We start from the raw sequence: 11,908 nt of genomic DNA on the forward strand, positions 1-11,908 counted from the left end.
AGCTGGCGGAACGACGGGTGGGCAGCGGGTCGGTCGGAAAGATCCTGATGAAGATGCTGCGGCTGTTGCCCGGGCTGCGCAGCGAAACGGCGGGGCGGTTTTTTTATCCGCGCAAAGGGTTCGGGCAGATCTCGGACGCAATGCGCGAGAGCGCCCGGACAAAAGGCGCGGAATTTCTGTTCGACACCGAAATCACCGCAATCCAGCGGCAGGGAAACCACGTCTGCGGCCTGACCGTCCGCGACGCCGGCGGCGAACGACAGCTGACCGGCGACCTGATCCTGTCTACCATCCCGCTGACCGCGCTGACGCGCCTGATCCCCGACCCGCCCGCCGATGTGGTAGAAGCGGCCCGCGGCATCCGGTTTCGCGGCATGATCCTGCTGTATCTGGTGCTGGAAACCGACCAGTTCACCGAGTTCGACGCACATTATTTCCCCGAGCTGTCGATCCCGATCAGCCGCATGTCAGAACCCAAGAACTATAACGCCAGCGGCTCGCCAAAGGGCGTGACGGTCCTGTGCGCCGAATTGCCCTGCGACCCGGACGAGAAATGGTGGAGCATGTCCGACGAGGCCTTGGGGCAGGAGTTCACCAAGTGGCTGGGTCAGCTGGGCCTGCCGGTCACGGTTCCGGTCCGGCGCTGCGAAACCCGTCGGCTCAGCCATGCCTATCCGGTCTATGACATCGGCTACGAAGCGCGGTTCGACACCGTCGATCGCTGGCTGTCGGGTCTCGATGGCCTGCTGGTGTTCGGGCGGCAGGGACTGTTTGCCCACGACAACACCCACCATGCCTTTGCCATGGCCTATGGCGCCGCCGATTGCATCGACGATGCAGGCCGGGTCGATCGCGCGAAATGGAACCGGTATCGCGAGGTCTTCGCCTCGCATGTGGTGGAAGACTGAGCCATGTCCGACTGGCAGGCCGATATCCTGATGTATCACGCGATTTCGGACGCGCCCGGACCGACGTCAATCGCGCCGCGTATCTTTGCCGAACAGATGCGGGCGCTGGCCGACTCGGGCCTGCCGGTGGTGACGCCTGACGCCCTAGCCGCCGCCCCTGCCCCACGCGTGGTCGTCATAACCTTTGACGACGGGTTCGCCGATTTCGCCGACACCGCCTGGCCGATCCTGCGCGACCATGGGTTTCAGCCCATCGTCTATCTGCCTTCGGGCCGGATCGGCGGCACCGATTCCTGGGCCGGCGGGCATGTCCCGCCCCGGCCGCTGATGCGATGGGACCAGATCGAAAGCCTGGCCGATCAGGGCGTGGAGTTCGGCGCCCACAGCATCAGTCATCCGGACCTGACGGCACTGGACGCCGGGGCAGCCCAACACGAAATCGAGGCCAGCGGAGCTGAAATCTCGGCCCGCTTGCACCGCCCGATCCGGCATTTCGCGCCGCCCTACGGCGCCTCGAACCCCACCGTCCGCCAGATGATCGCCCGGCGGTATGATAGCGCGGTCGGAACCCGGCTGGGCGTGGCCCGATCGGGGGATGACATCCACGATCTGCCCCGGCTCGAGATGTATTACTTCACCGACATCGCCCGGTGGCGGGCGCATCTGGCGGGGCGCGGCAGCCCCTATCTGACCGTCCGCAAGGCCCTGCGCGGGTTACGGGCGCGGGTTCGGGGAAAGCCGTGGTAAATTTCAAAGACGGCCGGCGCCGGGTTTATCAGCGCGGGTCGGCAGAGGTTGAATTTGGTTCTTGGTAAGTGACTGGTACGAACACATGCACATTCTGATTACCGGCGGCGCCGGGTTCATAGGGTCTCATCTGACCGAACGGCTGATCAACGAAGGACATCGGGTGACCGTTCTCGACGATCTGTCGACCGGGCTGATGTCCAATCTGGCCGGGGTGGCGAAGCACCCCGATTTTTCCTTCGTCGAGGGCAGCATTCTGGATCGGCAGCTGGTTGCAGATCTGGTGCGCCCGGCCGATGTGGTGTTTCACCTGGCGGCAGCGGTCGGCGTCAAACTGATCATGGACGAACCCAGCCGGTCGATCCTGACCAATGTTGCCGGCACCGAAAACGTGCTGGATGCGGCGCTGACCGACAAGACCCATACCTTCATCGCATCCAGTTCCGAGGTCTATGGAAAAAGCACCAAGTTTCCATTCCAGGAAGAGGACGACCTGACCATCGGCGCCACCCGCAATCTGCGCTGGTCCTATGCCTGCGCAAAGACTCTGGATGAATTCCTGGCCCTGGCGCATGCACGTGAATCCGGGCTGCCGGTCACGGTATTGCGATTCTTCAACACGACCGGTCCGCGGCAGACCGGGCGCTATGGAATGGTTCTGCCCAATTTCGTGCGGGCCGCGCTGGACGGCGCCCCCCTGATGGTACACGGAACCGGGGACCAGTCGCGCTGTTTCGGACATGTGGCCGACGTGGTCGAGGCGATGTGCCGCCTGATGCACCTGCCCGAGGCCCGCGGAGACGTCTTCAATGTCGGCACCGACCAGGAGGTCACGATCCGCAGACTGGCCGAGCAGGTCATCCGAACGACCGGATCCCGATCGGAGATCCGCCATGTGCCCTATGACACGGTCTATCCCGACGGGTTCGAGGACATGCAGCGACGGCTGCCGGACGTCACCAAACTTGAACGTTTGACCGGGTTCCGGCCGATGCGAACGCTGCAGCAGATCATCGACGACATCGTGGCCGAGATGCAGGGACAAGTGACGACATGACCGTCCCCGTCGCGATCCGGGCGGGCCGCGCGCCGTGACCGATCTGGTGATCGGATCCGGACCGGCGGGCGTGTCGGTCGCCTCGGCCCTTCTGGACCGGGGTCGCCGGGTTCTGATGCTGGATGGCGGGCGCAGACCCGACGAGCCGGCGATGGCTCTGCGCAACCGTCTGGCCGCCACCGACCCCGAAAGCTGGTCGCCGCAGGACCGGCGGGCCTGGCAGGCCCCGCAATTCGACACCCCGGCGGGACAGGTTCGCCGGTTCGGGTCCGATTTCGCCATGGAACCTGGCGCGATGACGCTGACCGATCCCGACGCGGTCGCCTTGCGGGCATCGCACGCGGCTGGCGGGCTGTCGAACCTGTGGGGTTCCGCCGTTCTGCCCAACCGGGCGGCCGACATGCAGGATTGGCCGATCACCGATCAGGATCTGGCACCCCATTACCGCGCCGTCGCCACCTTCATGCCCATCAGCGGGCAGACTGACGCCCTGCAAGACCTGTTTCCGGCCTTTTCGATGCACGAGAGAACCCCGCTGAGCCCCTCGGTACAGGCCCAACGCGTGCTCGACAGGCTGACACTGCGAAAAAACGATCTGGCCCAACTGGGCGTCCGGGCCGGGGCGTCGCGGCTGGCGGTCGAGACCGGGTGCCGGTATTGCGGTCAGTGTCTGCATGGTTGTCCTTGGGGGCTGATCTATTCGGCCGCGCATACGCTTGAGGGGCTGCGCCACCATTCGGCCTTTCGGTACCGGATCGGGCTGGCGAACCGGTTTCAGGAACAGGGCGATGCGGTCACGGTCACGCTCGACGGGGGCGAGACCATTCAGGCCGACCGCGTCTTCATCGCTGCCGGGGTGCTCGAGACCGCGCGCATTCTGCTGCTGTCCTCTCCGGCTCCCGACGCCAGCCTGCGCCTGCTGGACAGTCAGCATTTCTTTCTGCCCAGTCTGCACCGATGGCACCTGCCCCGCCGCCCGGATGCCGGACCCTTCCATACTTTGCCGCAGATCTTCGTCGAGCTGGACGACGCGGCCGTCTCGCCCCATATGGTCCATGCGCAACTGTACACCTGGAACGAATTCTTCGCCCATGACCTGATCCGCAACTACGGCGCCCGGCTTCCCGGCTCGGGGCCGTTGTGGCGCATGCTGGCGCGGCGGCTGATCGTGGCCCAGGTGTTTCTGCACTCGGCGCATTCGGCTCGGATCGGACTGACTCTTGCCTCAGACGGGCGGCTTGTCCCGACGGTAACGGGCAATGACGAAACCGACGCCGTGTCCGGCAAGGCCGCCGCGCGCATCGCGGAGGTGTTGAAACTGGCCGGGTTGCTGCCGCTGGGCTTTGCCCGCCGTCAGGGGGCCGTGGGGTCCAGCTTTCACGTCGGCGGGTCGATGCCCATGGCCAAGCTGCCCGAAGCCGGGCAGGCGGATACGCTGGGACGGCCCTGCGGTCTGTCGCGTGTGCATCTCGTCGATGCCTCGGTCTTTCCCAGCATTCCAGCGACGACCATCACCTTTTCGGTCATGGCGAACGCCCACCGGATCGGGTCCTGTGCGCCCTGATCCGACGGTCAGGCCTGCGCGCCGGTCTCAAATGCTCCGGCCTCGAGCGCGGCGGCCAGCACCCGGTCGCCGTTGCCGTACGCGGCGCGGGCCAGTGCGGCACCATAGGCGGCCAGAACCTTGTCTTCGTGCCAGATTTCCAGAAACGCGGCGCGCGCGGCACGGCCCTGGCTGTCGCGCCGCCCCGGCTCGTGCTGCAGTTCACGCATGGCAGCGATCAGATCCTCTTGCGTGTCGAACAGCGCCCCACCTCCGGCCCGCTCGACGATTTCAGGAAAGGGGCCCAGACGCCGGGCAATCACCGGCGTTCCCAGTCGGAAGCTCTCGATCAGGATGATGCCGAAGGTTTCATAGCACACCGAGGGCACGATCAGACCGATCGCCCCCCGGTAATAGGCATTGAGCTCATCCAGCGTCTTGCGGCCCAGGAACCGGATCCGCGGGTTGCCCGCGGCCTGTCGTTTCAGATCGGGCGCATAGTCGCCGTCGCCCAGGATCAGCAGGTCGGCATCGGGGTATCGGTCAAAGGCAGGGAACACGTCCTGCAAACCCTTGATCTTTTCCAGGCGACCGACGAACAGAAAATAAGGGAGGTCATGCACGGCCGGTTCGGGCAGCGCCGATGGGTGCAGGTCGGGCAGGAAATACGGCAGCACCTGCATGTCGTGGCGCAGCCCGAATTCGCGATGCTTGGCGCGGCTGAATTCGCTTTTTGCGACGATCAGGTCCATGTGGTCCAAGGCGCGGTCCAGCGCCCCGGTATACCGCCACAGCTGTGGTGGGCGCCGGTAGCTGAGGACACAGCGCAGGCACTGGCGTTTGTCGCACAGCTCGCGCCCATGGCGCCACAGGACATGGGTGGGACACACCAGCCAGTGTTCATGCGCCTCATAGATCTTCAGGCCCGATCCCATCGGTAGCAGGCCCGGCCCTCCGATGAGCGAGGTGTTGTTGTGCCAGATGATATCCGGCTGCTGCTGGTCCAGAATCTGACGAATGCGGCCCGCGTGCACCACCGGGCGGCCGGTCTGCTGGGTCAGAAGGTTCGACAGCATGCCATAGCGACTGCGCAGTCCGATCCGGCGCACTCCGTCCGGGTCGCCTTCGGGTTGGGGCTTGCCGCCGAGGATCAGATAGCTGTCCTCGTCATGCACCACGGTCACGTCATGCCCGCGCGCGACAAGCGCCCGTGCCATGCGCTGGATGCCCACCGCGTCGCCACCGAAGGAATAGGGCGGATAGAAGGTCGTGAACATCAGGATTTTCAACGAACGCATGTCACAATACTCAAGAACCAACACCTTCGGGGCATGAAACACGATCCCCGCCCCGATCGAAAGGCACAAGTCGCCACCGACCGGGCCTACCGCTCCTGCAGCCCAAGATACAGGCTTTCGATCTGCCGGTTGATATGGTCGGGGTCAAAGCGGGACGCTTTCGATCTCTGAAACGCGTTTGCCGCCATGGCCGCGCGTTTCGCATCATCTTCCAGCACCTCTGTCACCGCCTGCGTGATCGCCGCGACATCACCGATGGGAACGCAGGCCCCGACCGTGTCGTCGACCAGTTCGTGCACCCCGGAACAATCCGTCGCGACGATCGGTGTGCCGGTCTGCAGCGACTCGGCAATCGAGATCGGAAGGGCCTCCCACCGCGAGGTCAAAAGCATCAGATCCGCCGCCCGCAGATACCGGTACGGAACATCCGTCCGCCCCACGAACTGCAGATACCCGTCCAGGCCGCGATCCGTGGCCAACGCCTGCATCTCGCGATCCAGCGGCCCATCGCCGACCACGACGAAGCGGTATTCGGGGTGGCTGCCCTTCAGGCGCGCCACACACTCGATCAGAATGTCGATCCCTTTCTGATGCGCCACCCGGGCGATGGTCACGACCAGGCGCGTGCCCCCGCGCAACAGGTGGTCGCGCAACGCGGCCACGTCTTCCGGCTGGTCTACGGGGGGCGGCTTGATCCCGAGGCCGATCACCCGCAGCTTGCCCTTGGAAATACCCCCGATCACCACGAGGTCCTCGGCCGCGCGGTGGCTGGGCGTGACGATCAGGTCGGCATGGCGCGCAATGGCGCCGAACCCCCTGATCCGGTCGGGGTCCGAGCCGTGATAGGTCACGACCAGCGGAATGTTCAGACCCATCCGCGCCAGCAATGCCACCAGGGCCGGAGCGGATTCATGCGCATGGATCACGTCGACGTTCGCCTCGCGCAACCAGCGACGCAGCGACTGCGCGCCCCGCCCCGCGTTTGACAGTCGCCGCAGAACCGACCCGCCATCCGCCGCAACACCGCGCGTCGGAACCGACAGAAATCGATCGCTCAGTTGTTCGTTCGCCCAGTTTCCGGGGCTGCCGGCCAGATAGATTTCATGCCCGCGACCCGTCAGCCAAGTGCTCAGGTCCAGCGCATGGCGTGCTATTCCACCCATTCCGAAATCGGTACACATCTGCGCGATGCGCAGGGGCTGGCGGACATCCGTTCCGGGTTCTGTCTGCATGGTTCATTCCAACTGCATTCGGTAGTGAAGGTGTAACAAGAGCACATGTGCGACGCCACGCATATCAACGCCCTTTGTACGACTGGCCGCGGAAAACGCAGCGGCCCAGGCTGGATCAGATCAGGGCGGATGGCCAAATCCATGCCCCCGCACGGATTGGCCAAGCCGGTTTCGCCCGCGAAGCCCAAATCAGGACTGTTGCCACTGATGCCACAATCCGGTCACGTTTGAATCAATGGGCAATTTTTTTTGACAGTTGGCCAGCCGACCTTTGATCGCTGTGTTCAAGCACGTTCAAATTCAATATTTCGGATTATGGGCGCGCAGACGACCGGTTTTGCATTACGATCAGGATTGGAGATTTAGTCATGAAACCACATCAGATTTCGGTCGTCATACCCTGCGTCAATTCCTATTCCGATTTTCAAGGCTGCATGACCGCGCTGCGCAACCAGACCGGCCCCAGACCCGAGGTCTTGGCGGTCGAGCGTCTGGGCTGCGGCTTTGCCCAGAAGGTCCAGGCCGAGTTTCCCGACGTTCATGTCATCTCGGTGGGCGCCGAAGCCACGATCCCGCAGATGCGGGCAGTTGGCATCCGGACGGCCTCTGCGGATGCGGTCGGCGTGATCGAGGATCACGTCATCGTCCCGCCGGATTGGACGGCCCGGATGCTGGAAGAGATCGCCGCCGGCGCGGATGCGGTTGCCGGGCCGGTCGATAACGAGGCGACAGACTCGCTGATCGATTGGGCGGCGTTCCTGTGTGAATACAGCGCGGTCCTGCCGCCGCTGGTCGACGGGCCGTGTGATTGGCTGCCCGGCAACAACACCGTGTATCGACGCGACCTGCTCCGCAAATACGATGCGCTGCTGGACCACGGCAAATGGGAAAACCATCTGCATGACCACATGCGCCAGGCAGGCGCGAAACTGGTCATGCGCAACGACATCGTCGCCGGCCACAAGATGCACTACACCTTCGGGCTGTATATGGCACAGCGATATCTCTACTCCAAAAGCTTCGCCGGGGCGCGGGTCCACGGCGAACCCGCGACGAAACGCGCCCTGATGGGTTGTTTGGCCTTTGCCCTGCCGCCGGTCGTCTTTGCGCGGGTGGTCCGCAACATCCTGTCCAAGAAGAGGCATGTGCCACAGCTGCTTCGGTCGCTGCCGCTTCTGGTGCCTTTTGCGCTGTCCTGGGGGGCGGGTGAGATTTCGGGTTACTGGTTCGGGGCCGGACAGTCCCTGTCCAAGGTCCGCTAGCGGGATAGCGGCCGATGTCCGATCCGACCCGACCCGAATTGTCCGTGATCGTCGCCATCGTCGATGGAGGCGCTGCGCTGCGCAACTGTCTGAACGCACTGCGGAACCAGTCAGGCACGCATCAGTTCGAAGTCATCATTCCCTACGACCAGCTATCGCGCGAAGCCGCCGACCTGCAGACCGATTTCCCCGAGTTCCGGTTTCTGGATCTGGGCGTGGTCGCCCGGGGCCAGGTGCCGCGCAACGCGCTCGAACTGCACCGGTTCTGGGACATTCGCCGCGCCGAGGGCGTCAAGGCCGCGCGCGGCCGGTTGATCGGCATGGTCGAAGACCGGGGCATCCCGCGGGAAGACTGGGTGGCCTCCGCCATCGACCTGCAACGGCAAACCGGCGCGGCCGCAGTGGGGGGATGCGTGGACAACGGCCACGACACGGCGTGGAATTGGGCGGTTCACATCTGTGACTTCAGCCGCTACATGCCGCCGATCCCGACCTCCGAGGCCGATTTTCTGTCGGCAACAAACGTCTGCTATCGGGCCGATACCCTGCGTGAATTGCAGGCCCTCTACAAAGAGCGGTTCTACGAACCCTCGATCCACGCGGCATTACAGGCGGCTGGTCACAAGCTGGTCCTGTCAGAACACCCCCGCACAACGCAATTCCGGCCACGCATCCCGACACATCAGCTGGCGGTCGAGTGGTTTCATTGGGGGCGAAAATACGCGCGGATACATTCCGGCGAGATTTCGGCCGCCAAGCGTGTCTTTCGCGCCGCTGTGACCCCCTTGCTGCCCTTCGTTCTGTTTGCGCGGCACTATTCAACCCAGCGGAAGAAACGGATACATCTGCGCGACTTCTGGAAAGCATCCCCCCTGATCTTTCTGATCGTCACGATGTGGGCGTTGGGCGAGCTTGCAGGCTACGTGCAGGGGCCGGAACCCGACCACGCCTGATCCCGGTCAAGGACGCTCGGGCAGCAAGCGGGGCAACTCGACCGGCGCGTTGGCGCGGCTGCTCTCGGCCACCGCCAAGGCGATCTCGATCGCGCGGAGACCGGCATTCCCGTCGGCAATCCGGACGCTCAGGTCCCCGTCGCACAGTTTCAGGAAATCCCTTAGTTCCTCGGCGAAGGATAACTTGGCCGTCGATTTCCACGACCGCAGCTTTTCCCGGACCGCGATGTCGAAATAGTGCCGGGTGGTCGTGACCGGTTTTCCGCCCGGTTCCGGCAGGGTCACCAGCACGTTCTTCATCGGCGCATAGGCCCCGCGCACCAGCCCGTGGGTTCCATGTGCCTCGATGGCAAAGTCGTATCCACGCCATTCATCCCATGTGGCCTGATAGATCGCGGCCAGCCCGTCGGGATTGCGGAAGATCGCCATGGCATTGTCCTCGGACCCCGCCAAGTTCCAGACGGACTCGCTAGCCACGCCATAGACCGACGTAACCTCGCCCAGCAGATGCCGCACTAGGTCGGTCAGGTGAATCCCGATGTCCCACATCGCGCCGCCGCCCGCCAGCGGGGTCCGGTATTCCCAATCGTGGGCGAAATGGGCTAGCCCGTCATGGCCGCCGAAGGCCCGCACATGGGTCAGCGTTCCGATCTGGCCGCTGGTCACGGCGTCCTTTACATAGGCGAAGGCCGGGTAATACCGCATGTTGAACCCGGTCGCGACGACCCGGTTCGCGGCTGCGGCCGCCTTCAGGATCCGGCGGCAGGTCTCGACCGAGTTGGCCATCGGTTTCTCGACCAGCACATGCCGCCCCCGCGCAAGCGCGCCCAGGCAGGGGGCCTCGTGCAGGTGCGGCGGTGTCGAGACCACGACGGCATCCATATCGGTGTCCAGAAACCGGTCCAGGTCGGTGAAGACCGGCGCCCCGCCGGCTACGGCCCGGGCACCCTCTTCCGACAGATCCATGACGGCCGCCAGCGTCGTGTCCGGGCACTCCTGGATGGTCTCGACCCGCAATTTCCCGATTTTACCGGCCCCGCCGACAACCCCGATACGCATGAAACAACTCCTTCACTCAATACTTTCGCCCGACCGCACCGGTCCAGCGCACACGACAATCAACCTTGGGAACGGCCCCTTACGGTGCTCGGTCCTTCAATCGCGGATCCGGCGGTGGCCCGGCGCAAAACCCGCGCTCCAATCCAACATTCCTTTCCTGCGCAGTAGCACAGGCCAGCGCGTTGCGCTAGGCTGACCTCGGACAACATGTTGCTTTGGATCGAGTTTTGACGGATCGGACCCACACCGGGAACCAAGCCCAATGGCAGGACCTTGCTGGCTGCCCAGTCTTTGTCACCGGTGCCACGGGGTTCGTCGGTCGGCGGCTGCTGGAACAGCTGACCCAGGCCGGGGCAAACGTCACCGCTTTGCTCAGAACCCGGCACGGCACGCGCGATCTTGCCGCGCTCGGGGTCCGGGTCGAGGTGGGCGCCCTGTCTGACCGACCTCTGATGCAGGCCGCCTTGCGCGGCCATCAGGTGCTGTTTCACCTCGCGTATGACATGCGCGCACCCGCAACCCAAAACCTTGCGGATTTCGAGGTGCTCAGATCCGCCGCCGAAACCGCGGGCGTCGGCCGGATCGTCCATGTCAGCTCGATCGTCGTGCATGACGGCTGGCCACATCAGGATCTGGATGAAAACAGCCCCATGCAAAGGCCGGGCGGGTCGGCCTATCGGCAGGCCAAGCAGGCCATGGAGCAGGCCTTGATGCAAGGCAACTGCCCCGCGGCGATCCTGCAGCCGACGCTGGTCTATGGCCCGCACAGCCGGATGTGGACCGACCAGCTGGCCGACTGGCTGGCGCGTGGAACGGTGGTCCTGCCCGATCCCGAAGGTGTCTGCAACGGGGTATTCGTCGATGATCTGGTGCAGGCTCTGTTGCGCGCGGCGATCCTGCCGGATCTGGACCGCGAGCGTTTCATCATTTCCGGCGCGGCACCTTTCGCCTGGTCGGACCTGCTGCTTGGCTATGCCCGGATCATCGGGCGGGGTCAGGTGCGCCATTCCCCACTGGCCGCGCTGCAGGCCCGGCTGCCCGCGCCATCGGAGGACGCCCCGCCCGACCGGCCAGCTCTGGCCGCGCGCGTCAGCGCCGCCGCCCGCAGCCTGATCGGTCGCGAGAAGTTCGAAACCATGGTTCACGAGTTGAAGCGCCGACTGCCCGGTCCGGCCGAGGTCTTTCCCGACCACGCCATGCTCGAACTGTTCGCGGCACATGGGGTCTGCCGGATCGACCTCGCCCGCGCGCGCCTGGGCTATCGGCCTGAATACGATTTGCCCGCCGGGCTCGACGCCACACGCACCTATCTTCAATCGCGCCACGGCGCCCCGTAATTGACGGTTTTTTTCAGTGTTTCTTGTTTCGAGGTTTCTGGGTTTTGACACATATCGCCGTTGACGCAACATCGTGGGAAAACGAACGCGGGTTTGGCCGCTTCACCCGCAACCTGATCCACGCGCTGGTCAGCCGGGACACGGGGTACCGGTACACGCTGCTGTTCGATCAACCCCCCACGCGTGTGGTGCCGGACGGGGTCGAGATACGGGTCGCCGGGTCCGGGGCTTCGATCTCCGAGGCCTCTTCAGGCGCGCGGGCCCGCAAAGGCGCCGACCTGATGACGATGGCGCGGGCCGCCAGGCAGATTCAGTGCGACCTGTTCTTCTATCCGGCGGTTTATTCCTATTTTCCCCTGCTTGCGCGGCGACCCAGCGTGGTGTGCTTTCACGACACGATCCCCGAGCGGTTTCCCGACCTGATCTTTCCCCGAAAGCTGAACTTCCGCCTGTGGCAGGCCAAATGCTGGCTGGCCAAAAAACAGGCGACGCGGGTGATGACGATCTCCGAG

General features: G+C 64.5%; 11 protein-coding genes. 8 read left to right on the forward strand and 3 right to left on the reverse strand.

The window, feature by feature from the left end:
- The 4 genes from AC2FM3_RS17105 to AC2FM3_RS17120 form a co-directional block, all read left to right on the forward strand.
- A partial coding sequence (locus tag AC2FM3_RS17105) for a protoporphyrinogen/coproporphyrinogen oxidase (RefSeq protein ID WP_496684229.1) occupies positions 1-908 on the forward strand: 908 nt, incomplete at its 5' end.
- Positions 909-911: 3 nt separating this feature from the next.
- Positions 912-1,655 carry a polysaccharide deacetylase family protein gene (locus tag AC2FM3_RS17110; protein WP_496684232.1) on the forward strand — a complete coding sequence of 248 codons (744 nt, stop codon included), beginning with the start codon at positions 912-914 and terminating at the stop codon, positions 1,653-1,655.
- Between the two features lie 85 nt (positions 1,656-1,740).
- Positions 1,741-2,712: an NAD-dependent epimerase/dehydratase family protein gene (locus AC2FM3_RS17115; RefSeq protein WP_496684235.1), complete on the forward strand. Its 972-nt coding sequence runs from the start codon at positions 1,741-1,743 to the stop codon at positions 2,710-2,712.
- A gap of 34 nt (positions 2,713-2,746) precedes the next feature.
- On the forward strand, positions 2,747-4,276 hold the full coding sequence (locus AC2FM3_RS17120) for a GMC oxidoreductase (protein WP_496684238.1): 1,530 nt from the start codon (positions 2,747-2,749) through the stop codon (positions 4,274-4,276).
- A gap of 8 nt (positions 4,277-4,284) precedes the next feature.
- Here AC2FM3_RS17120 and AC2FM3_RS17125 read toward each other — a convergent pair whose 3' ends face one another.
- A complete protein-coding gene (locus AC2FM3_RS17125) occupies positions 4,285-5,553 on the reverse strand; it encodes a glycosyltransferase family 4 protein (protein WP_496684241.1) in 1,269 nt (422 codons plus the stop codon).
- Between the two features lie 86 nt (positions 5,554-5,639).
- Positions 5,640-6,785 carry a glycosyltransferase gene (locus AC2FM3_RS17130; protein ID WP_496684244.1) on the reverse strand — a complete coding sequence of 382 codons (1,146 nt, stop codon included), beginning with the start codon at positions 6,783-6,785 and terminating at the stop codon, positions 5,640-5,642.
- A gap of 368 nt (positions 6,786-7,153) precedes the next feature.
- On the opposite strand from AC2FM3_RS17130, the gene AC2FM3_RS17135 reads away from it, so the two are divergent.
- Positions 7,154-8,047: a glycosyltransferase gene (locus AC2FM3_RS17135; RefSeq protein WP_496684246.1), complete on the forward strand. Its 894-nt coding sequence runs from the start codon at positions 7,154-7,156 to the stop codon at positions 8,045-8,047.
- Between the two features lie 14 nt (positions 8,048-8,061).
- Positions 8,062-9,000: a hypothetical protein gene (locus AC2FM3_RS17140; RefSeq protein WP_496684249.1), complete on the forward strand. Its 939-nt coding sequence runs from the start codon at positions 8,062-8,064 to the stop codon at positions 8,998-9,000.
- Between the two features lie 6 nt (positions 9,001-9,006).
- Here AC2FM3_RS17140 and AC2FM3_RS17145 read toward each other — a convergent pair whose 3' ends face one another.
- Positions 9,007-10,059, reverse strand: coding sequence for a Gfo/Idh/MocA family protein (locus AC2FM3_RS17145; RefSeq protein WP_496684251.1), 1,053 nt, complete (start codon positions 10,057-10,059; stop codon positions 9,007-9,009).
- Between the two features lie 227 nt (positions 10,060-10,286).
- Between AC2FM3_RS17145 and AC2FM3_RS17150 the strand changes: the two genes are divergently transcribed.
- Together AC2FM3_RS17150 and AC2FM3_RS17155 are read left to right on the forward strand one after the other, a co-directional pair.
- On the forward strand, positions 10,287-11,396 hold the full coding sequence (locus AC2FM3_RS17150) for an NAD-dependent epimerase/dehydratase family protein (protein WP_496684254.1): 1,110 nt from the start codon (positions 10,287-10,289) through the stop codon (positions 11,394-11,396).
- A gap of 44 nt (positions 11,397-11,440) precedes the next feature.
- Positions 11,441-11,908, forward strand: a 468-nt coding sequence (locus tag AC2FM3_RS17155) for a glycosyltransferase family protein (RefSeq protein ID WP_496684256.1), incomplete at its 3' end; no start/stop codon positions are given.

Source organism: Ruegeria sp. BHSB172, from assembly GCF_059613165.1.

Bases quoted from the DNA above. Each gene is read 5' to 3' on its own strand.
- AC2FM3_RS17110 (WP_496684232.1), top strand. From the start codon at position 912: ATGTCCGACTGGCAGGCCGATATCCTGATGTATCACGCGATTTCGGAC.
- AC2FM3_RS17115 (WP_496684235.1), top strand. From the start codon at position 1,741: ATGCACATTCTGATTACCGGCGGCGCCGGGTTCATAGGGTCTCATCTG.
- AC2FM3_RS17125 (WP_496684241.1), bottom strand. From the start codon at position 5,553: ATGCGTTCGTTGAAAATCCTGATGTTCACGACCTTCTATCCGCCCTAT.
- AC2FM3_RS17130 (WP_496684244.1), bottom strand. From the start codon at position 6,785: ATGCAGACAGAACCCGGAACGGATGTCCGCCAGCCCCTGCGCATCGCG.
- AC2FM3_RS17135 (WP_496684246.1), top strand. From the start codon at position 7,154: ATGAAACCACATCAGATTTCGGTCGTCATACCCTGCGTCAATTCCTAT.
- AC2FM3_RS17140 (WP_496684249.1), top strand. From the start codon at position 8,062: ATGTCCGATCCGACCCGACCCGAATTGTCCGTGATCGTCGCCATCGTC.
- AC2FM3_RS17145 (WP_496684251.1), bottom strand. From the start codon at position 10,059: ATGCGTATCGGGGTTGTCGGCGGGGCCGGTAAAATCGGGAAATTGCGG.